General features: G+C 29.4%; 26 protein-coding genes and 1 pseudogene. 16 read left to right on the top strand and 11 right to left on the bottom strand.

Annotation, left to right across the window (positions count from 1 at the left end; translation table 11 throughout):
- Window positions 1-217, bottom strand: a 217-nt coding sequence (locus A500_RS20950; RefSeq protein WP_016207399.1) for a DUF6198 family protein, incomplete at its 3' end; no start/stop codon positions are given.
- A 272-nt stretch (window positions 218-489) separates the two neighbouring features.
- Between A500_RS20950 and A500_RS09665 the strand changes: the two genes are divergently transcribed.
- The 3 genes from A500_RS09665 to A500_RS19970 all read left to right on the top strand — a co-directional run bounded on the left by A500_RS09665 (window position 490) and on the right by A500_RS19970 (window position 3,214).
- Window positions 490-2,028, top strand: coding sequence for a hypothetical protein (locus A500_RS09665; protein ID WP_016207398.1), 1,539 nt, complete (start codon window positions 490-492; stop codon window positions 2,026-2,028).
- 231 nt (window positions 2,029-2,259) lie between these two features.
- Complete coding sequence (locus A500_RS09660; protein ID WP_016207397.1) at window positions 2,260-2,877, top strand: cyclic nucleotide-binding domain-containing protein; 618 nt, start codon at window positions 2,260-2,262, stop codon at window positions 2,875-2,877.
- Window positions 2,878-2,950: 73 nt separating this feature from the next.
- Window positions 2,951-3,214 carry a DUF2000 family protein gene (locus A500_RS19970; RefSeq protein ID WP_278245119.1) on the top strand — a complete coding sequence of 88 codons (264 nt, stop codon included), beginning with the start codon at window positions 2,951-2,953 and terminating at the stop codon, window positions 3,212-3,214.
- 78 nt (window positions 3,215-3,292) lie between these two features.
- On the opposite strand, the gene A500_RS09650 is transcribed toward A500_RS19970, so the two are convergent.
- Both A500_RS09650 and A500_RS09645 read right to left on the bottom strand, forming a co-directional pair.
- Complete coding sequence (locus A500_RS09650) at window positions 3,293-3,607, bottom strand: hypothetical protein (RefSeq protein WP_016207395.1); 315 nt, start codon at window positions 3,605-3,607, stop codon at window positions 3,293-3,295.
- Between the two features lie 89 nt (window positions 3,608-3,696).
- Window positions 3,697-4,593: a DMT family transporter gene (locus tag A500_RS09645; protein ID WP_016207394.1), complete on the bottom strand. Its 897-nt coding sequence runs from the start codon at window positions 4,591-4,593 to the stop codon at window positions 3,697-3,699.
- Window positions 4,594-4,872: 279 nt separating this feature from the next.
- Between A500_RS09645 and A500_RS09640 the strand changes: the two genes are divergently transcribed.
- From A500_RS09640 to A500_RS09625, 4 genes are all read left to right on the top strand, one after another.
- Entirely contained in the window at window positions 4,873-5,367 is a 495-nt protein-coding gene (locus A500_RS09640; protein WP_040436733.1) for a MarR family winged helix-turn-helix transcriptional regulator, read from the top strand.
- Between the two features lie 180 nt (window positions 5,368-5,547).
- Window positions 5,548-6,027, top strand: a complete 480-nt coding sequence (locus tag A500_RS09635; RefSeq protein WP_016207392.1) for a tetratricopeptide repeat protein — start codon at window positions 5,548-5,550, stop codon at window positions 6,025-6,027.
- Between the two features lie 494 nt (window positions 6,028-6,521).
- Window positions 6,522-6,959, top strand: coding sequence for a hypothetical protein (locus A500_RS09630; protein ID WP_016207391.1), 438 nt, complete (start codon window positions 6,522-6,524; stop codon window positions 6,957-6,959).
- 94 nt (window positions 6,960-7,053) lie between these two features.
- Window positions 7,054-7,389, top strand: a complete 336-nt coding sequence (locus A500_RS09625) for an ester cyclase (RefSeq protein WP_016207390.1) — start codon at window positions 7,054-7,056, stop codon at window positions 7,387-7,389.
- 88 nt (window positions 7,390-7,477) lie between these two features.
- On the opposite strand, the gene A500_RS09620 is transcribed toward A500_RS09625, so the two are convergent.
- Window positions 7,478-8,056, bottom strand: a complete 579-nt coding sequence (locus A500_RS09620) for an LOG family protein (protein WP_016207389.1) — start codon at window positions 8,054-8,056, stop codon at window positions 7,478-7,480.
- 37 nt (window positions 8,057-8,093) lie between these two features.
- Window positions 8,094-8,549 (bottom strand): DMT family transporter, encoded by a 456-nt coding sequence (locus tag A500_RS09615; protein WP_016207388.1) that lies wholly within the window; start codon window positions 8,547-8,549, stop codon window positions 8,094-8,096.
- 104 nt (window positions 8,550-8,653) lie between these two features.
- Between A500_RS09615 and A500_RS09610 the strand changes: the two genes are divergently transcribed.
- The 3 genes from A500_RS09610 to A500_RS09600 all read left to right on the top strand — a co-directional run bounded on the left by A500_RS09610 (window position 8,654) and on the right by A500_RS09600 (window position 11,099).
- A complete protein-coding gene (locus tag A500_RS09610; RefSeq protein ID WP_016207387.1) occupies window positions 8,654-9,541 on the top strand; it encodes a LysR family transcriptional regulator in 888 nt (295 codons plus the stop codon).
- A 37-nt stretch (window positions 9,542-9,578) separates the two neighbouring features.
- Window positions 9,579-10,220, top strand: a complete 642-nt coding sequence (locus A500_RS09605; RefSeq protein ID WP_016207386.1) for a lactate utilization protein — start codon at window positions 9,579-9,581, stop codon at window positions 10,218-10,220.
- A 327-nt stretch (window positions 10,221-10,547) separates the two neighbouring features.
- Entirely contained in the window at window positions 10,548-11,099 is a 552-nt protein-coding gene (locus A500_RS09600; RefSeq protein ID WP_016207385.1) for a GNAT family N-acetyltransferase, read from the top strand.
- A gap of 252 nt (window positions 11,100-11,351) precedes the next feature.
- Here A500_RS09600 and A500_RS09595 read toward each other — a convergent pair whose 3' ends face one another.
- A complete protein-coding gene (locus A500_RS09595; RefSeq protein WP_016207384.1) occupies window positions 11,352-11,912 on the bottom strand; it encodes an XRE family transcriptional regulator in 561 nt (186 codons plus the stop codon).
- Window positions 11,913-12,081: 169 nt separating this feature from the next.
- Here A500_RS09595 and A500_RS09590 point away from each other — a divergent pair, with 169 nt between their 5' ends.
- Together A500_RS09590 and A500_RS09585 are read left to right on the top strand one after the other, a co-directional pair.
- On the top strand, window positions 12,082-12,996 hold the full coding sequence (locus tag A500_RS09590; protein ID WP_016207383.1) for a DMT family transporter: 915 nt from the start codon (window positions 12,082-12,084) through the stop codon (window positions 12,994-12,996).
- Between the two features lie 114 nt (window positions 12,997-13,110).
- Complete coding sequence (locus A500_RS09585; protein WP_016207382.1) at window positions 13,111-13,470, top strand: cupin domain-containing protein; 360 nt, start codon at window positions 13,111-13,113, stop codon at window positions 13,468-13,470.
- A 397-nt stretch (window positions 13,471-13,867) separates the two neighbouring features.
- Here A500_RS09585 and A500_RS09580 read toward each other — a convergent pair whose 3' ends face one another.
- Both A500_RS09580 and A500_RS09575 read right to left on the bottom strand, forming a co-directional pair.
- Window positions 13,868-14,722: a GNAT family N-acetyltransferase gene (locus A500_RS09580; RefSeq protein WP_016207381.1), complete on the bottom strand. Its 855-nt coding sequence runs from the start codon at window positions 14,720-14,722 to the stop codon at window positions 13,868-13,870.
- Between the two features lie 52 nt (window positions 14,723-14,774).
- Window positions 14,775-15,590, bottom strand: a complete 816-nt coding sequence (locus A500_RS09575; protein WP_016207380.1) for a MerR family DNA-binding transcriptional regulator — start codon at window positions 15,588-15,590, stop codon at window positions 14,775-14,777.
- 13 nt (window positions 15,591-15,603) lie between these two features.
- Between A500_RS09575 and A500_RS09570 the strand changes: the two are divergent.
- The 4 genes and pseudogenes from A500_RS09570 to A500_RS09560 all read left to right on the top strand — a co-directional run.
- Window positions 15,604-16,545, top strand: a pseudogene (locus A500_RS09570) (IS110 family RNA-guided transposase); the annotation flags it as partial.
- A 251-nt stretch (window positions 16,546-16,796) separates the two neighbouring features.
- On the top strand, window positions 16,797-17,423 hold the full coding sequence (locus A500_RS09565) for a GNAT family N-acetyltransferase (protein WP_016207377.1): 627 nt from the start codon (window positions 16,797-16,799) through the stop codon (window positions 17,421-17,423).
- A 67-nt stretch (window positions 17,424-17,490) separates the two neighbouring features.
- Window positions 17,491-17,637 carry a hypothetical protein gene (locus A500_RS21265; RefSeq protein ID WP_242835107.1) on the top strand — a complete coding sequence of 49 codons (147 nt, stop codon included), beginning with the start codon at window positions 17,491-17,493 and terminating at the stop codon, window positions 17,635-17,637.
- Between the two features lie 44 nt (window positions 17,638-17,681).
- A complete protein-coding gene (locus A500_RS09560; protein ID WP_242835109.1) occupies window positions 17,682-18,503 on the top strand; it encodes an alpha/beta hydrolase family protein in 822 nt (273 codons plus the stop codon).
- Window positions 18,504-18,697: 194 nt separating this feature from the next.
- On the opposite strand, the gene A500_RS21260 is transcribed toward A500_RS09560, so the two are convergent.
- From A500_RS21260 to A500_RS22165, 3 genes are read right to left on the bottom strand one after another with little or no spacing between them, the layout of a single operon-like run.
- Window positions 18,698-19,120: an HAD family hydrolase gene (locus A500_RS21260; RefSeq protein ID WP_242835108.1), complete on the bottom strand. Its 423-nt coding sequence runs from the start codon at window positions 19,118-19,120 to the stop codon at window positions 18,698-18,700.
- Window positions 19,117-19,371, bottom strand: a complete 255-nt coding sequence (locus A500_RS21255) for a hypothetical protein (RefSeq protein ID WP_242835106.1) — start codon at window positions 19,369-19,371, stop codon at window positions 19,117-19,119. Before A500_RS21255 ends, A500_RS21260 begins: the two co-directional genes overlap by 4 nt.
- Window positions 19,372-19,429: 58 nt before the next feature.
- The gene (locus A500_RS22165; RefSeq protein WP_479723489.1) at window positions 19,430-19,612 is read right to left on the bottom strand and encodes a DUF6198 family protein; all 183 of its coding nucleotides are present in this window, start codon (window positions 19,610-19,612) and stop codon (window positions 19,430-19,432) included.
- Window positions 19,613-19,624: the final 12 nt, after the last annotated feature.

The raw sequence follows: 19,624 nt of genomic DNA, 5'->3' as shown, positions 1-19,624 counted from the left end.
GAGTTTTCCTAATAATAAGATAGATTATAAAAAATAATAGATTTAAAAAGTTTAGCAGAGTTCCAATCTCTAAATTTAAAATGTCAGCTAATAACAAAGAGAAAGCGTTAAGCATACTTTGACCAATTCCAGCTTTTATTTGCAAGGAAATTCCTAAACCAAGCATTAAAAATAATGATGTTGAGTATAAATACTTTTTTATATATAGGGCATTCATTTTTTTCACCTCAGATATTTAATTATAGTCCTTTCGAAAAATCCTTGAGGCGTTGCCATCAAAGGATTTATCTATTTCCTCTGAAAATGGTATCACCTCGAAATTTTCTCCAGGTTGTAATCCTGCGTAACGCGTAGCATTTAGCAGTATTTATTAGTTTTATTAAAATCATTCTAAATAATAATCTATAACAAGAGTTGACAAGTAGCAAGAATTTCCAAAATTAATTTGGAAACATCTACCAAATAAATTCAAAACAAAGGAGTAATTCTATGCTAATTGTACAAAACTCTCATCAGCAATATCAAAAATTTGTTGAAACATATCTGGATACACTGTATATTCAGACGAATCAACATATTACACTTTTTAAGAAACAGTCATATATCCTAAAATTTTGGTCCGCAGACCTTACAGGGATAGTTCATGTTCTTAAACCTTACTATTCTCAAGCAAGTGTAGGCATTCCACCTAAAGACGCTGTCGCTTTGTTTAGATCACTACTTCTCATGAGCGAAGTAGGTATAACAAGCATTTCAAAATGGGTATCAGAGCTTCGCGCTACGCCGATTTATGCAATAATATCAGGATTCATACCTGCGTGCAGTAAACCTTCTAGTTATAATAATTACTTTAACTCTATCCCTGGTGTCGGTACTTTCTATGACTTTATGAAGAAACTTATCCGATATGATAAAAAACTTCATAAATCAAAACACAAAAAGTTTAAACGTAAACCAAAGAAGAAAGAAAAGAAAAATCAGAAAGCTAATGAACCTAAATCTACTCTTTCTGAAAGATTAGTAAAAAGAGTCTTAAAGTATGGTGAATTAAAGCTTCCAGATACTATTGAGTCAATTTTAAACCTTATTCTTAAAGAAGTATTTGTGAAACCTTCCTTAGCAGTCGGTTTATTAGGTAATATCAATAAACTCAACGTAGCAGCTGATGGCACATTAGTTTCAACTAGTGGTTCTCCATACGGCAAGAAAGTTTGTAATTGCAAACTAAAACTTGGAGAAAAGTGTAACTGTCGTAGAAAATTTACTGATCCCGATGCTGCGTGGGGTTGGGACAGTTTTCATGAAGTTTACGTCTACGGTCATACTTTTCATGGCTTTACCACTTGCGACAGCAAGTATGATTTACCTTTGCATCTAAAATCAGTTTCAGCAGCACGTCACGATTCAGTAACTGGAATATTTCATCTCAAGGAATTTGTAGATTTATATTCTCAAGATATAAAAATAAACTCTGCCGCTTATGATTCTGCTTATGACTGTACCTATTTTTATATCTTGAACAATAACTATGATATAGCACCAGTCATAGACCTTAACAGACGTAAGTCACTAAATCCACAATGTGAAGATCCACTTGTTGTTTATAATGATAACGGCAAGCCTTACACAAAAGCCTGCGGTAAACCCCTTAGAAATTGGGGCTTAATCAGTAAAAGCTTTAGAAGAAAATTTTTATTTCCTGCACAATGTAATAATTGCAATAAATGTGATGTAGACAGCAAAAAAATTCATTATCAGAAACTCAGTAGCAATCCTAGATTGTTCTGCAAAATTGAAAGAGGTTCTGAAGAATGGAAAGCTCGCTATACTCGCAGAAGTACTACTGAAAGAATGTGGGATAGACTAAAAAATGACTTTAATGCTAACCACTGTACAGTTTTTTCAAGAGAATTAATAACCGTTAGGTTATTTCTTGGTGCTTTCTGCTCATATATAGATAGTTGGGCCAAAGAAAGTAAAATAACTCTTTTTGACATCTTTCCATCTCTTATAGCTGTAGCGGCATAATAATTCGAGCAACACAACATAATTATCAGACTTTTTAGATAAATACCATCTAAAGAGTTTTTTAGTCATGCACCTTTTTAAATTTTTAATGCTTTGAGGCATCTATCTCCTATCGCAGACTAATTGAGAATCACTATTTTCCGACTATACTATTAATTATTTTATATTAGTATGATAAAATGAAATAAAAAAATTTTATATGAAAAATATCATATATAGGAGAAAGATAGAATGTTTTTTTATAATGAAATACCATTGATAATACTTGAAAATGGAAAGAAAAGAACTTTTAGAAAAAATCATAATATTTATAAAATAAACAGTAAAATAACACATTGCTATTTTATTTTATCAGGGACAGTCAAAATTTATATAGATCATAAAAATGGAAGACGTTCAATTCTTGATTTTGTTGGAGCTAGTGACTGGTTGGGGGAACTTTCTTTGTTTTGCGATGAATCGGATATAAAAGAAAATAAAGTTCAAGATGTTGAATGTCTTGAATTTGATATAGATAAATTACAAACTATATGTAGAGAAAATGCAGAGCTTTCTTTTTATTTTGCATCATACATTTCAAGCAAATTATTAACTAGAAGTTATCGAATGAGTGAAAATTTGAATTATTCTTTAGAAAATAGACTTGCAACGTTTATTCTTCAGCATCAACAAAAAGGCGTATATAATATAAATCACACAGATGTTTCGGAATATATGAATGTTAGTTACCGTCATGTATTGTATGTTATCAAAGAATTTTGTGAAAATGGAATATTATCAAAAGATAAGGGGAAAGGATATATTATTTTAGATATGGAAAATTTAAGACAATTGCGAGAGGAAAAATAACGTTATGAATAAAATATGAGATGGTGTAATTGCAAATAATTCAGCAATATTAGGGATTACCTTTGGAAAATAAATTCCCGAATTTGTAGGAGAAGATAAATTTGATGCTTCAGGAAAATACCATTTGGGAATTATTAAAATTCCAGTTCCAATTCTTAAGGGAAATAAAGAAATTTTGAGGATATTAAGACAAGAATTATATGCTAAGCATTATGAGGATATTATTGCATGTACATGTGATCGTGATTTTTTTACTTATTTAATATTAGGCTATGTTTTTAATATAGTGCTGAAATATAGCATATTGATCATTATAGGTGGGATTGTCCACATATAATGATCAATATGAGAATATAACGCATTAAAAACTTATGTTAGCATTAGTAGCTATTTAATAAATTTCATTCTTAAAACTCTAAAAAGGGTTTTTTCCAATCTTAACCTCTTGATGTATAACAATTGGGTCTGATATTAACCCGTATTTTTCGTCTTCAGGGTATGTTACTGCTACCTCTGGATTTTCTCCTGCATATAGAATAACGCTCTCCATTTTATCCCATAATGTACATAAAAAGAAATGCGTATAGTTTCCTTGGTCAACTATCTTTACAAATGCCCCTTTATTACCTGAAATTGATATAGTATCTTTCACTCCTGTAATCTCTAAATGATTTTTAAAATTCTCTTTCATTTCTATTGGTACTATTCCATGCCATGTTCTTGAAATCATATTGATGCCTCCTTCGTACTATTCTATATCATAATTTATTTTATTATTAAATATCCATTTTCAACATTGATTTAAAACATAGTCTAATATTAAGATGCAGTGTTTTTAGCGTTACTTGCAACATAATTAATTTTGGGTGAAGTTTTCTTTTGAGAGAAATAAACACTAAAAATTATTATTATGACTCCTAATAGTTGAATAAGATTAATAGTTTGTTTTAGGAAAATAAATCCTAGTAAAAATGCAGTTAGAGGATTAACTGGACCAAGGAATGATACCTTAGTAGGAGATAATTTTGAAATTCCTCTAAACCATAAATAATAACCTAAGCCAGTATTAAAAATTCCTAATATAATAAGTCCTAATATGTTTGTACCATTAAGTGTTGGAATTCCTCCTTCTACTAAAAAAGTAATTGGAATTAATATAAGGCTTCCAAAGAATAACTGCCAAGAAGTAAATGTCATGTTATTTACCTCTTCAGGTTTTCCCCAGTATTTAGTAAGTACAACTCCGAGTGCCATAATTATAGCCCCTGTAAGAGTAGCAAGTACGCCTATAGGGTCTATGGCGGCATCTTGTTTTAATAATAATAGTGATACACCTGTAATTGTCATTAAAACTGCAATAAATGAATTTTTAGTTGGATTTTCTTTAAGAAAGATCCAACTAAAGAAAATTGTAAAGATTGGTTGTACACTTCCTAATATGGAGGCTATACCACCTGGAAGTCTATAAGCAGCAATAAAAAGAAATAAGAAAAAACCGCCAATATTTAAAGTACCTAAAATAATAGATTTTAAAAGCCATGTGCCTTTAGGAAACTGCCTATAGTAAAGTAAAAGAATTAATCCTATAGGAAGACCTCTCATAAGTGCTACAAATATTGGTCTATTTATTGGAATTAACATGGAAGTAATTATATAGGTTGAGCCCCAAAGTATTGGTGCAAGCAGTGTTAGTAAAGTATCTTTTAGATTTTTCATTAAAATTCTCCTCTCGTTTATATTGAAATTAGGTTCATATGTATTACATATAGATATTTAAGTAGTTTTCAGAAGCACTAGATATAAATTTATCATTCCGTCATGAATAAACTCATTAAAAAACTTAGCTAAATAATCTTAAACATAAGTATCTTAATATTAAGATACTTTTATTGTAAAACAAATTGATCTGAAAGTAAATAATCTTAATGTTAAGATTGTTAATGTTAATTGAATTTAGTATTGATATTTGTTTTTTATAATGTTAACATTATTAATATGAGTAGAGATAATGTTGATTTAATAATTGAACAATGGAAAAAAGAAATACCAGAATTAGACACAAAAGCTATGGCTATTTTGGGAAGATTAAAGAGGATTACTAAACTTGCTGAAAGGAGACTGGGAGATAATTTTTCAAAATTTGGGCTTAATAGCGGAGAGTTTGATGTACTTGCAACTTTAAGACGTTCAGTAGGAGAATTTAAATTAAAGCCTACAGAATTATACAATCTTTTGATGGTAACTTCAGGTGCTATGACTAATAGGATAGATACTTTAGAAAAAAAAGGTTTAGTTATACGAGTCGATGATACTGAAGATAGAAGGACTATATATGTGAAATTAACTGAGGAAGGATTAAGATTAATTAATGATGCTGTATATGAGCATGTATCTGTGGAAGAAGAGATAATAGCTATATTAACAGAAGAAGAGAAAGAAATTTTCAATTCACTTTTAAGAAAGATAAGTTTGGATTTAGATAAGTTGTAAAAAAACATGAAAATATTTATGCTATCAAGGGAAGAGAAAATAAAAGAAATTGAGGTAGAACAGAATTGATTATAAAGCAATTATCTGTACAGAGTCGTATAAGAGTTATAAATTATAATTTACAATTTGTAAGTATTGCACTAATGTAAATGAGTATGTACTATTAAGGAGAGATTAGCTTTGAAAGAATTAGAAATAGCAGTTGCATTAAGAAAAGAAGGAAAATTAAAAGAATCAAATGAAATTTTAGTAACTCTTGCAAACGACTATCCAGATAATTCAGTTATTAATTATCAATGTGCTTGGAGTTTCGATGTGCTGAGCTTAGAAAAAGAAGCAGTGCCATATTATGAAAAAGCTATTTTAATTGGTTTGCCAGAGATGGAGTTGCAAGGTGCTATTTTAGGTTTAGGAAGTTCATATAGAACGTTAGGAAAGTATCAAAAATCAAAAGAAGTGTTTGAGAAAGGTTTAGCTAAATTTACAGATGATAGAGCTATGAAAGTGTTCTATGCAATGACCTTGTATAACTTAAATGAACATTCTAAGGCAATGGAAATTTTGTTAACTAATTTAGCTCAAACATCCTCAGATGAAAACATAAAAATTTATAAAAAAGCAATAGAATTTTATTCTGATAAATTGGATGAAATATTGTGAATTTTATGAATAATATTATTTCAAGGTGTAGCAATTATGGTTTTGTGGTTGCTACAAACTTGTATAAGGCACAATCAAATAAATAACAAGTCCATTTGCAAGCTTATTTTCCATCATTAAAGGAGGTTAAATTGCATGTGCAATTTAACTAAGTTCGAGAAACCAAATACAAGATTTGGACCCTCACTTATAATAGGCCTGCAATGAGGGAAATTAGCCTCATTGCCTGATGAAAAATGAACACCTTTAAAAAACTGCATATAGTAACATTACATGGCAACTTTGGAATTGCTATTTATTTTCATGTGCCTAAAAATGCGAGAAAATTATAATTTATTAGGAAGGAAAATTACATGAATAGCTTAAAAAATATGTATTTAAGAGTATAAAAGCTGAAATTTTATCATGGAATAATGACGTGATTAAGGATATTTACGTTATATCATTATATATTTCAAATTCAGAAGATGATCCGAGAAGGCCAATGATTATACTTGGATATAAACGCTATAGAGCAATATGAAAACTCAGCTTCAGATGCTTCAGATAATGCAGAAGTAAAATGGAATTTCGCATTTTGGCTACAAAATGAAAAGTTAATTATAGGTGACAATTGTGGAGTGAATTTAGAAGTTGGCGAAAAGATAAATCATTGGATTAAGGAAAATAATTTATATTATTCAGATGAGGAGGAAGACGAAAATTTTGATAAAGCATTAAAGCTAGGAGATGAAATAACTAGGAGATTTGTTGAACTATGTGTTGAAGTAGTTAAAAAATTCCATGAAGAAAGTGTAATTAAACAAAAGTTTGGAAAGGCTCTATCTTTAATAATACAGGAACTTGAATATTATGATTTAATTGAAGAACAAAACAAGCGAGCTAATACTGAAGAAGTTATTAAAGAATTCGCAGATTGGATTTTAAAATAGTAAATGGAGGGTTTTATATTATGTCAGAACAAATTGTTAGAAAATTCTTTAAAGAAGTACGTTCAGGAAATAATCCTGAGTATGCCATCAATTAATGGCAGAACAAGTATTGACACATCAAATTATATCTGAAGAAGAACAAATAGTGCTAAGGACACCTAAAGATTATTCTGACCATGTAATAGAAATGATTGAAACATATGGAGAATTTTCTATAGGAATTAAAGAATTTTTAGTACAAGGAAATAAAGTATATGTACGATGGAAACATGTAGGAGAAATAGATGGATATGAACCTACAGGACTTCCAGTAATTCAAATTGCAAGTGCAGTATATAGAATAGAAAATGAAAAAATTTCAGAGTATTGGATTCAGATTGATAAAACAGGAATTCAAAGACAATTAGAGTTTAATAAAAATATAAAATAATGAATTTTAACATATAATTGAAATTAAATTTGATAAAAAATAGTTACATCAACATTAAGTTTTATACTTAACATTGATGTAACTAGTACTATTGCAATTCACTCCACTTATTCTCCATTTTAGGAGGGATATAATTTTTCATTTTTTCTATTAATAATGAAGGTGAATCAGAAACGGAAAGAAGCTTTATATTTGATTCATTCATAAATCCTTCAACAGATGTATTTGTAAGCATGCTTAAAAGTGGATCAAAAAAGTTCGATGTATTTAATAAACCAATTGGTTTTTTATGAATACCAAGCTGAGCCCAACTAAAAACTTCAAACAGCTCTTCAAAAGTTCCAAGTCCTCCAGGGAGTGCTATGAATCCATCAGAAAGTTCAGCCATAGTTTGTTTTCTTTCGTGCATATTTTTAACTTCAATGAGATTAGTCAAATTTTCATGAACCATTTCTTTTGAAAAAAGTCCTTTAGGCATGATTCCAGTAACTTTTCCATTGTTTTTTAAAACTTCATTAGCCATAACTCCCATAAGACCTATTTTCGAACCACCATATACTAATTCAAATTCATTTTTAGCTAATATTTCTCCAAGAATTTTAGCTCCTTCCTTATACTGTAAGCGAGAACCTAAATTAGAACCTGAATAAACACAAATCTTTTTCATAATGTATTGCCTCCTATAAATTAAATTTAATTTTTTACTAATGAGTTTGAATGATATAAACACCTACAATTAATAAAGTAACTCCTACAACCCTTAGTGGATTTAGTAGATGAGTTTGATTGCCTAATAAGCCAAAATGATCAAATATTACTGAAAGTATTATCTGTCCGCATATTACTAAGCTAAACATATTTGCAAAGCCAATTTTAGGTGAAGTAAATATGGTTACAAAAATATAAAATGCACCTAATAATCCGCCTGTAAACATCCACCAGCTTATACTTTTTATATTTTCACTATTTGGTAAGGAGCTAGTGCCATTTAATATAGTAAAGACAAATACTAAAGCAAGTCCTAAAGCTCCAACCGCAAAACTAATAAAAGATGAAAGAATAGGATTATCTATTTTTGAGCGAAGGGCTCCATTTATTCCAACCTGTAAGGTCAAGGCAAATCCTGATATTAATGAGAGTAAGTAAAATAGTATTGTCATGTTAACCTCCAAATATATTGATTAATTATTATAAGGTAATTATAATTAATACATCAACATAAGTAAAATTAATATATAGTATAGGAGGTATACTAAAATTTTATATGCATATTAATCTTGAACTTTATAGAATTTTTTATATAACGGCTAAGCTTGGAAGTATATCTAAAGCAGCAAAAGAACTTTTTACATCACAGCCAGCAGTTAGTCAATCTATTAAATTATTAGAAGGGAAATTAGGGGGAGAACTATTTTACAGAAATCCTAAAGGTGTTTCACTTACTTTAGAGGGTGAAGTATTGTTTAAATACATAGAACAGGGATATGGACTTATGTTGACAGCAGAAAGGAAATTTTTAGAGTTAAAAAATCTTGATTTAGGTCAGATAAGGATAGCTGTATGTAGTGCAGTGTGTAAGTATAACTTGATGAAATATATAGAAAAATACAATTTAAATTATCCTAATATAAAAATTTATATTAAGGATTATTCAAGTTATGAAATAAAAAAAGCCTTAGAATCAGGAGAGATAGATATAGGAATTCTAAATATGACTGTTGAAACTAATGATTCACTAAACATTATTAAAAAATTTGAAATACAAGATTGCTTTGTAGTAGGAAATAAGTATAAGGAAATTTGTGAAAATGAAATGTCAGTGAAAGATTTAGCAAAGGAATATCCTATTATTTTATTAGAAAAGGGCGGGAATACAAGAAATTATATAGATAATTATTTTAGTGAATATGGAATACAAGTAATGCCACAGATGGAGCTTAGTAATGTAGAGTTAATGATAGAATTTGCTAAAAAAGGATTAGGAATTTCGTGTGTTATAAAAGATTATATTGAAAAAGAATTAGAACAGGAACAGTTATATATAGTACCAATTAAAGAAAAAATACCAAAGAGAATTATGGCAATAGCAATTAAAAAAGATATACCTATGTCTACAGCTACAAGGGGATTTGTTGATATCATTAAGGAGTAGATTATATAATCGTATATTTGTCAGGAGGGAAATAAGTTTGGATAAAAATGTTGAATGGTATGTGAAAAAAAGAGTTGATAGAACCTTGGAAAGTTTAAAGAATAACAATATGAAAGGATATTATATAGAGAAAAGAGAGCAATTATTTGAAATATTAAAAAATTTGATAATAGAAAAGTCAATTATTGGTGTAGGAGATTCCATAACACTATCTGAAACTGGAGTAATAGATTTTCTTAGAGAAGGCAATTATGAATTTTTAGATAAATATAGAGATGGTATTACAAGTGAAGAAAAAAAGCAGATTTATATTCAAAACTTTTCTTCTGATACTTTTATATGTAGTACAAATGCTTTAACTGAAAACGGAGAACTTTATAATATTGATGGAAATGGAAGCAGAGTGGCACCAATGATTTATGGACCCAAACAAGTAATTTTAGTAGTTGGGGTAAATAAAATTGTTAAAAACATTGAAGAAGCAGAAAAAAGAGTAAGAAATTATTCAGCACCAATTGATGCAAAAAAATTAAATAAAAATACTCCGTGTACTACATTAGGTTATTGTGTAGACTGCAAGAGTCCAAATAGAATATGTAACCATTTTACAACAATTAGAGGTCAATTCGTTAAAGATAGAATAAAAGTTATTATTATAAGAGAAGAGCTGGGATATTAAAAAAAATGAAGTCATGAATACTTCATTTTTAACTGCAATTAAGTTTGAAATTGATATTTACAATATACAAATTTCAATGTATAATAAAAGATTAAAACTTTTTTTGTTACTAGCCTTTGCTTAATAATATTATTCTAACCTAAAAGTAACAAATATACAAGATAAAATAAGTATATGTAAGTATATGTTTGCAGTTTCATTATTAATTAATATTAATATATCAGAAAGGTGTATATAAAATTTAGTGTTTTTTATGGCTAGTGATATAATATTTTTGGATAGAGACGTCTTTATACTAATTACAGATAAATTTGGAGAGTGATTTTAGTGCAAAAAATTTATGAAACTGAAAGACTTTTGTTAAAAGTCTTAGACAAATCTTATGCAGAAAAGGTTGTTGATTATTATTTAAGAAACAAGTCTTTTTTAGAAGAGTGGGAACCTGTGAGAAGTGAAGAATTTTATACAAAGCAATATCAGGAAGAGCAATTAGATAAAGCGTTAACAGATATTGAAAACAATAATTCATTGATATTATGGATATTTGAAAAGCAAGATGAACATAAAATATTAGGTTCCATTGCTTTTACTAACATAGTAAAAGGTGTATTTTTATCAAGTTATCTTGGTTATAAATTAGATAAAGATGGAATAAATAAAGGTTATATAACCGAGGCGGTTCAAAAAGGCATTGAAATTATGTTTAATGAATATGGATTGCACAGGATTGAAGCCAATATTATGCCAAAAAATAAAAGGTCTTTAAGAGTAGCAGAGAAATTAGGTTTTTACAATGAGGGGGTAGCATATAAATATTTAAAGATAAATGAAAAATGGGAAGACCATATACATATGGTTTTATTAAACGATAAGGTGTAATAATAGTACTTTGTATAGTCTTTAATCATAAATTAATAAAATTAAATACTAAATTGTAAAATCATATTATTCAAGTATGAATTGCACCCTGTCAAGTAGACAGTTAAAATAAAAAGTTTTTTTTTTAACTGTCTGCTACTATAAAGGGAGCATATCAATGCGTGTTAATGTAGAGCTAAAGATTGCCTGTGTTTGATGGATACAAGACAGCGAAGTACATCTGCTTGCCGGTTAGTATCACGCAGGAAAACATTATATAAGCGCTGGCGTTAGTACGAACAAAATATGAATTGATTGGTCACTTTTATTAATAAAGCGATGCCTCATATTTGGAGGAATGCGAACGACATCTCCTTCATCTAAAAAATACTCTACCTTCTCCAATTCTACAAATACTTGTCCTTTCATTACAACAGCAATTTCCTCTTTATTGGAATGTGAATAATAGCTTTCTGTGGTACTGGCGTATGTATTTAAATCCATCATTAAAAGTTCGATGTGTGCTTTCATAAAATCAGGTGTAAGCACGTCATATACAATGTGGTCGCTATTTTCCCGGTAGATCTGCTTACGATCCTTTTTTCTTGAAATAAGCGATTTGGTATCAATATCGTTAATAAATAGTGTATAGAGAGGAACATTTAATGCAGTCGCCAGCAACTCTAATACATTTAATGAGGGATTGGCTTCTCCTCGTTCAATTTGGCTAATTAACGATGTACTGATCCCGGAATATTCGGAAAATTCTCGTATAGTCATTTCCTTTTTCTTTCTATAGCTTAAAAGAGTTTGGCCTAAACGGTGATGGTTCATGAATACTTCCCCTTTCCAATATAATATGGTTTTTTAACGATTTGTGCTAACATAATGGAAACATATATTAAAGCTGTTCTTTCTTGAGTGACCGTATTATAATTATCTTGTATATTATATTGTATCACATATTTTATATAGTACAAAGAAGAATAAGGAGATAAATAATTTGAAAGCTAAAGTTGGTATTTTCTTGTCGTTGTTAATTGGTGTTTTTTCATTGTCTACTTCGGCTATTTTTGTGAAATTAGCAAGTGCTTCTGCTTCTATTACAGCTTTTTATCGTTTGCTTATTACATTACTGATACTGTTACCTTTTTTGCTACTAAGTAAAAAAAATAGGACTGCATTGCTTGGCTTATCAAAAAAACAATGGATTTTGGGCTTTTCTTCCGGTCTACTTTTAGCCATTCATTATGTGTTATGGTTTGAATCATTGAACTACACATCTGTTGCCAGTTCAACTGCTATAGTGACATTACAGCCTCTCTTCTCAATAATGTTGGGATATTTATTTCTTAAAGAGCGTTTAGGAATATTAGTATTTTTTGGTTGCATTATTTCTATAGCTGGTTGTTTTATTATAGGTTGGGGAGATTTTCAAACGAGTTATAGTGCATTATTAGGTGACTTATTAGCTCTTTTGGCCGCGGCAATTATTAGTATCTATTTTTTTATCGGGCAGATAGTTCGAAAAGATACTCCTTTAATTCCATATTCCGTAACAGGCTACTTGAGTAGTGTTGTGTTTTTAGGATTATATGCTTTAATTCAGCAAAATTCTTTTACTCATTATCCCATATCAACGTGGAGAGCGTTTTTAGGATTAGCATTAATTTCAACAATTTGCGGCCAACTCACGCTTAATATGTTATTAAGATGGGTATCAGCCACAACTATATCAATGAGTATCCTGGGCGAACCTATTGGCACCTGTATTTTAGCGTATTTTGTTTTAAATGAAGCAATTAATTTTCAACAAGGTGTAGGTATTGCCATAATTATTGTAGGTTTATTAATATTTTTTCTGCCTACAAAACCAATGGTTAGTAACAGGGAAAACAGTATTAGTCTTACGAAATAATAGGGAAAGGTATTTATTGCTAACACTTATTCTATCAATATGCCAAAATGACAGATTTATCTTGTAGACTGGTAGGGAAAATATAAAAAAACAAATGCACAGGAGGCACATAAAATGGATAAAATTAATTTAGAAGAAAAATTTAGGCTTTTTAATGAATACTGGAGTCCTAAGATTATTGGAGAACTAAATGATTCATATGTAAAAATTGCTAAGTTTAAAGGTGAATTTACTTGGCACATTCATGATGACGAAGATGAAATGTTCTATGTAGTAAAGGGTTTATTAACAGTAAGATTTAGAGATAAAGATATACAATTGCAGGAAGGTGAAACTATTATTATACCGAAAGGGACTGAGCATATGCCTGTTGCTATGGAAGAAGTCCACGTGCTTTTAATCGAACCCAAAAGCACTTTGAATACTGGTAATATCGTAAATGATAAGACCGTTGAAAAACTTGAAAGAATATGACAAGGCAACAAATGGGTCTGTCGTAAAAAATTATATATAAATTGAAGAGTATGTAAAAGAAGTTGGACCCAAAGAAGCAGTATCAGAAGACCGTTGGACTTATATTAAGAAGAATTATAAAGCAGATTACAACAGAAGATATTAAACATTTTATAGACCTGTAAAGTTATTTTTAGGTGGTGAGTATGTAAATACAAAAGAAGTTTATGAAAAGGAATTAACGAATTTTTAAAATCGTTACAATATTAAAAACTGATATTTTTAGAGTTACTTACAATGTAAATAGATAAGATTAGAGAAAACTAAAGCCGATTAAGAAGAAAACTTCTGAATCGGCTTTAGTTTTATTTAGAATATTAGTGATAAATCCTCTGAAATATAAGAATTTTCATAGGACTTATATTTTTAAAACCATCTCATATTGCTTGACATGTTGTTTAAACCCTAAATTCACCAAAAAATCTTTCATAGAATCACACTGACTATCTACGTTTAAAACACTACTACTACATGATTTTGTACTATTTAATAAGTTTGCCAATATGCTTCTTCCGATTCCTTTGCATCTATAATTTTTAGATACTGCTATCTGTGGAATATCCCCTGTATTTTTATCGATGATTCCATATCCAACAATAATATAATCGATTTTTATAATAGAATATATGAAATTATCTGATACAGCATTAATTGAGTCAATAGAATTCTGCCAAGATGGTTTAAAATCCCAAAAGTTTCTTAGTTCTAGAAAACAATTTTCATTAATTGAATTTATATGTTCAACTTCATATGTTGGCATGAATGTAAAATTGTTTTTATCTAAAATAAAGCATTCAAAATCTCTTGAAATCTCAAAGCCTTGTTTTTTATAAAGATTAACTGCAGAAGTATTTGATTGAATTACTTCAAGCAAATATTGTTCTACTCCAATTTTTTTTAATAATTGCTTGGCATTTTGAAACATATTACTTGTTACTCCATGCCCTCTATGGCTCTTTATAACGCCTGTGCCAGTGTCATAAGCAGTTGATTTGTCGTTCCATTGTCTAATTGCATTTAAAAGAAATCCAACTAAAATATTATTGTTAAATGCTCCTATTGAAGCTTCAGGAATATAACCTCTTCGAAGCAGCATCTGCTGGAACTTTAAAAGAGGCAAATCCATTTTAACTTGATAGTCTGAAAATGTATCCAAAAATGTATTGTGTAAGTTTTTAATATCCGTGTTTTCAAAAGTGTTATAAATAAGCATTTTTTCTCTCCTAAAAATTATTATATCTAGAGTAAAAGTAAGTGTGTTTATATTATTCGGGGAAATAAATATTTGCAAAATATTCATGTTTCATATCTTTATGAAGCAATGCAAAACAAAATTTGATATGAAGAGATGTATTTTTTAATTTAAAATGATTGCAAAGCAAGTGCAGATATTCTTGTAATTCATATTCATTTCCCCAAAAACTAATGTGTCTGTAACTTCCTGATATATGGTGTTTTGACATTTTTTCTTCCTTTGTAACAGTGTCAAGATATATGCCTAATTCATTCGAATGGATGATATTTTTATTAATAGATAAGCCTAAAATCTCACTATTTCCTATAATTGAGTAATTATTATCTACATTATAAGAAATCCATTGGTCAAAGGCTTCTATTCCATTTATCTGAGTGTTTTCTAGGTTATTAGGAAAGTTTTTAAGGTTAATTTGATAAATGGTAATATCTAAATCTTTTTCTGTAGTTATTTTAGAAAAAGTGCTGTCATTAGAAAAATTTTGTATATGTTTAAGCATATTTGTCATTTCATTAGTATATTGACTAAGTTTAGTTAATATAGCAAGCTTTTCTTCAATAGATTGGTTCTGTTCCTCCATCATATTAAGATATCCACTTATGCTTTCAGAATCTATTTTTTCTTTCATCTGCTCTAAAGGTATCTCAAGATATTTACCTATAAGAATCATTTCTAATATATCAAGATGCTCTAAGGAATAATAACGGTATCCGTTCTGTTTATCGACAATCGGTTTCAATAAGTCCTTGCGATCATAATATCGTAAGGTATCAAGAGATATGTTGTATAAATTACTTACCTGACCAATTCTTAATAATTTTTGCATAGTTACCTCCTAAAAGACTGATATTAAAGATTTTGAATGGATTGCAACTTTACTTCGTGCTGGTCTCTTAACTGGCAGCTTCATACCTCCTGCTGATATTAGAGAACTTCGACAATTAACAAGATACAGAAAAAATATTGTTGAAGATATTAATACACAAAAAAATCGTATAGAAAAATCTCTACAACAAGCTGGATTTAAACTGTCTACATTTTTAACCGATATTTTTGGTGTCTCTGGCAGAAATCTTATTAACGTTTTGATAACTAAAGGCACTATTACACCTGCTGATGTTGATAATGAAGTTAAACGTATCTCACCAACAAAAAAAGCCGAAATAAAATACTCTATTAATGGCAAACTAAATGCTCATCAACAGAATTTCATAAAAATGCAGTTGATACTATTGGATCAATTGACACAACATTTAAATACCATAGAAACATCCATATCATCGTTTTCTGTAAAATTCAAAAATCAAATAAATCTCTTAGATACAATCCCAGGTATCGCCTGCACTTCTGCCACTGCCATAATAGCAGAAATCGGCATTGATATGAGCAAATTTAAGACAGCAGAACATTTTTGTTCATGGGCTGGTCTCGCACCTGGTGATAATAAAAGTGCTGGTAAAAAAAGTACTCGTATAACCCGTGGCAACACCTATATAAAAGGATTAATTTATGAATATGCATGGTCTACTGTAAGAATGCGGAACACCTATCTATCAAATTACTATTGGAAGTTAAAACAACGTCGAGGTTCTAAAAAAGCTATTATTGCTCTTGCACGAAAAATTATGGTCATCATTTATAATATTTTAAAAAACAACGAAGTCTTTAGTGAAGAAAAGTTTCAAATTGCAAAAGATAAGCAAGAAATATTCCGTATAAAGAAATTAATATCTGATGCAAAAAAATTAGGCTTTGAACTTGTAAATACTAAAGAAGCATAGCTTCAATTCACAATATATCGAGTTTTGGCGTGTTTTGTAAAAAACGAAACAGGCTTTATTTGCATGTAATTTTATAGTTTCATCAGCTATTATATTCCTAGTCCACATTCTTTTTTATCCAAGTAACCTTATTATCCGCTTGTAGTTTTTAATCTATTTTCGTATTAAAATAGAATCTTGACCATTGAGTAGCTCCATGGTTTATGATGAGTATAACATCAATAAATGAGATTTGCAAAGGAGATAGTATTATGGTACAAATTAGCATTGAAAAGTATCAAGATAGTGATTTTAAAGAAGTGATATCTATATTAGTCAGTTCATTTGAGAAGAAGTTCTACCACAGGCAGAACTTGACAAAGGGTAACATTGAAAATATTCTGTATTCTATATGGGATATAAAAGCAGAAAATTCAAGCTACGTACACTTTGTTGCCAAAAATGATGGAAAGGTAGTAGGTGTTATATTAATAAGAGTAGGTAGACAACTAAAGAGTAATAAGAAAATTCCTTTTATGAACCTCTGCCATGATTACGGATTTTTTAATCTGCTATTCTTGATTTTTAAGTTATTTGTGCTGGAAAGATTTACTGGTGAAGAGTGCTATGTTGAGCACATTGCTGTGGATAAGTTTATGAGAGGAAAGGGTGTAGGAGAACTTCTTATATCTTATGCAGAAGAAGTATTAAGTGGCATGGGCTTTTCCAGTTTGTCATTAGTAGTAGCAGAAAACAATCCAGCAAAACATTTATATGATAGAAAGGGATTTAAAGAGATTGAGCATATTAGTAGCCGTTTTAAGGGCTATTTTATAGGGATAAATCAATGGGTATTTATGAGAAAGAACTTAATTAAAAATGCAAAAGAAAATTATTAAAAGGAATAAGAAAAAGCAATAGAGAATTATAAGTTTAAAATGTTTTATAAAAGGTGGAAAGATAATTATGAAAAAAAGAATTTTTAAAGTTTTTACAGCATTATTTATGGTTGCGATTATTTTAGTAGGAATAATTTTAATTCAAAATGATTTTAAAATTGTAGAAAAATCTGTAGATATTAAAACTTCAAAAGGTATTTTGAAAGGGACTTAGTATTACCACAAAAGCTATCAGATAAAGCAGGTTTAGTAGTATTTATACATGGAGATGGTCCAGCTGATGCATCATATAATGAACAGTACAAGCCATTATGGGAAGAATTAGCTAAACAAGGTTATGCATCTTTATCATGGAGTAAACCAGGTATTGGTGGTTCGGATGGAAATTGGCTATTGCAGTCAATGGATGATAGAGCAAGTGAAGCAAATGAAGTTATTGAGTGGGCAAAAACTTTACCTGAAATTGATGATAACAGAATTGGTTTGTGGGGAGCAAGTCAAGCAGGCTGGATTATTCCCAAAATTGTTCAGCTTAATAAGAATATTGCTTTTAATATACTAGTGGCACCTGCAATAAATTGGATTGAGCAAGGTAAATACAATACTTTAAAAGAACTGGAGAAAAAGGGTGGAACGAAAGATGAGATGATTAAAAAAGAAAAAGAATATGAAAATGAATTGGAACTTCTTAAAAAGGATGCAAGCTATGAAGATTATGTAAAAGAAGTTGGACAAAAAGAAGCAGTATCAGAGGATCGTTGGACTTTTATTAAGAAGAATTATAAATCAGATGCAACAGAAGATATTAAACATTTTTATAGTCCTGTAAAGTTATTTTTAGGTGGTAAAGATGTAAATGTAGACAGTAAAAATACAAAAGAAGTTTATGAAAAAGAAGTTTCATCAAAACTTTTAAATGTCACTGTAATACCAACAACTGATCATTTTATGCTTAAGGCTTCTTTAGTAGATTCTAAGATAGGAACTTTCTTTGTTGGACTTTTTGCTCCAAGAGAGCTTGCGGATAAAGAATACTATAATGAAATTAAAGAATTTTTAAAAGCACAAGAAAATAAATAAGAATTATTAATCAAGTTTTACAATTTAGTAGATGAAATAATAAAAGTTATAAAAGAGCAGGAAGGCTTGCTTACAGAATTTGATGATAAAATATTTAATGCGTTGATTGATAGAATTGAGGTTCTTGAATCAACGCATTTTGTTTTTGTATTGAGGAATGGAATGAAGATTAAAAAATAAGCATATATAATAAACTATGCTATACCCAGAAGTTCTGAAATATTAGATATGGTATGCTTGGAATATGTACAAGTAGTAGTTTTATCATATTGATAAAAACAAGAATCAATTCCGCTGTTAATTGCTCCTTGCATATCAGAAGTAGGGCTATCCCCGACCATTAGTATTGAACTTTTAGGAACTTCAGATAAATTTTTTATACAAAAGTCAAAGAAATAAGGTGAAGGTTTTTCATGTTTTATTATTTCAGAGATAAAATGTCCATTAAACAAGTTTATTATGCCAGCATTTGATAAACGTTTTATTTGAGTTGAATATACTCCATTAGATGCTGAATATATTTTTTTACCCATTGTCTTTAGTTTCATTAATGTATATTCTGCATTAGGAATAAGAGCAGAAGAATTATCAAGATAAAATCTGTACTTTTCTTCTATTTCTTTACCATCAACTTGGATACCATAAAGCTTAAAAAACTCATTAAAGCGAGTATTAAGAACAATTTCTTTGGAAATTTTACCTTGCTCAAGGCGATGCCATAAAGATTTGTTAATTTTTGGTATTGTCGTAATAAATCATCTGTGTAGCTTAGCCCTATTTCTTCAATGACTTCTTTGAAGCTGTCTCTTTCAGCAACATTAAAATCTAAAATAGTATTGTCTATGTCCATTAAAATAATATCATACATAATTATTGTCTCCTTACTATATACGTTTTTTGTGATAATAATATGATAATCCCATTAATCAGGAGAGTAGTAAAAAACTAATGATAGTTCCTTCTCTTATATAAAGAGTATGGTTAGTAATTAAAGTTAGTATTAATGTGGCAATCATAAAGAAAATCTCAAACCTCATTCTTATTACCGTTAGGCTACGTTCAAACTTTTTTCCTAAAACAAGGCATAGACTTTCAAGAGGAAACTGGATGATTTCCAGAGC

Origin of the sequence: Clostridium sartagoforme AAU1 (assembly GCF_000401215.1) — a bacterium.
GTDB lineage: Bacteria > Bacillota > Clostridia > Clostridiales > Clostridiaceae > Clostridium > Clostridium sartagoforme.
This window is presented reverse-complemented; position numbering and strand designations above follow the sequence as displayed.

Coding starts and splice junctions, on each gene's coding strand:
- A500_RS09665 (WP_016207398.1), top strand. CDS start 490: ATGCTAATTGTACAAAACTCTCATCAGCAATATCAAAAATTTGTTGAA.
- A500_RS09660 (WP_016207397.1), top strand. CDS start 2,260: ATGTTTTTTTATAATGAAATACCATTGATAATACTTGAAAATGGAAAG.
- A500_RS09650 (WP_016207395.1), bottom strand. CDS start 3,607: ATGATTTCAAGAACATGGCATGGAATAGTACCAATAGAAATGAAAGAG.
- A500_RS09645 (WP_016207394.1), bottom strand. CDS start 4,593: ATGAAAAATCTAAAAGATACTTTACTAACACTGCTTGCACCAATACTT.
- A500_RS09640 (WP_040436733.1), top strand. CDS start 4,873: ATGAGTAGAGATAATGTTGATTTAATAATTGAACAATGGAAAAAAGAA.
- A500_RS09625 (WP_016207390.1), top strand. CDS start 7,054: ATGGCAGAACAAGTATTGACACATCAAATTATATCTGAAGAAGAACAA.
- A500_RS09620 (WP_016207389.1), bottom strand. CDS start 8,056: ATGAAAAAGATTTGTGTTTATTCAGGTTCTAATTTAGGTTCTCGCTTA.
- A500_RS09615 (WP_016207388.1), bottom strand. CDS start 8,549: ATGACAATACTATTTTACTTACTCTCATTAATATCAGGATTTGCCTTG.
- A500_RS09610 (WP_016207387.1), top strand. CDS start 8,654: ATGCATATTAATCTTGAACTTTATAGAATTTTTTATATAACGGCTAAG.
- A500_RS09595 (WP_016207384.1), bottom strand. CDS start 11,912: ATGAACCATCACCGTTTAGGCCAAACTCTTTTAAGCTATAGAAAGAAA.
- A500_RS09585 (WP_016207382.1), top strand. CDS start 13,111: ATGGATAAAATTAATTTAGAAGAAAAATTTAGGCTTTTTAATGAATAC.
- A500_RS09580 (WP_016207381.1), bottom strand. CDS start 14,722: ATGCTTATTTATAACACTTTTGAAAACACGGATATTAAAAACTTACAC.
- A500_RS09575 (WP_016207380.1), bottom strand. CDS start 15,590: ATGCAAAAATTATTAAGAATTGGTCAGGTAAGTAATTTATACAACATA.
- A500_RS09565 (WP_016207377.1), top strand. CDS start 16,797: ATGGTACAAATTAGCATTGAAAAGTATCAAGATAGTGATTTTAAAGAA.
- A500_RS21265 (WP_242835107.1), top strand. CDS start 17,491: ATGAAAAAAAGAATTTTTAAAGTTTTTACAGCATTATTTATGGTTGCG.
- A500_RS21255 (WP_242835106.1), bottom strand. CDS start 19,371: ATGTATGATATTATTTTAATGGACATAGACAATACTATTTTAGATTTT.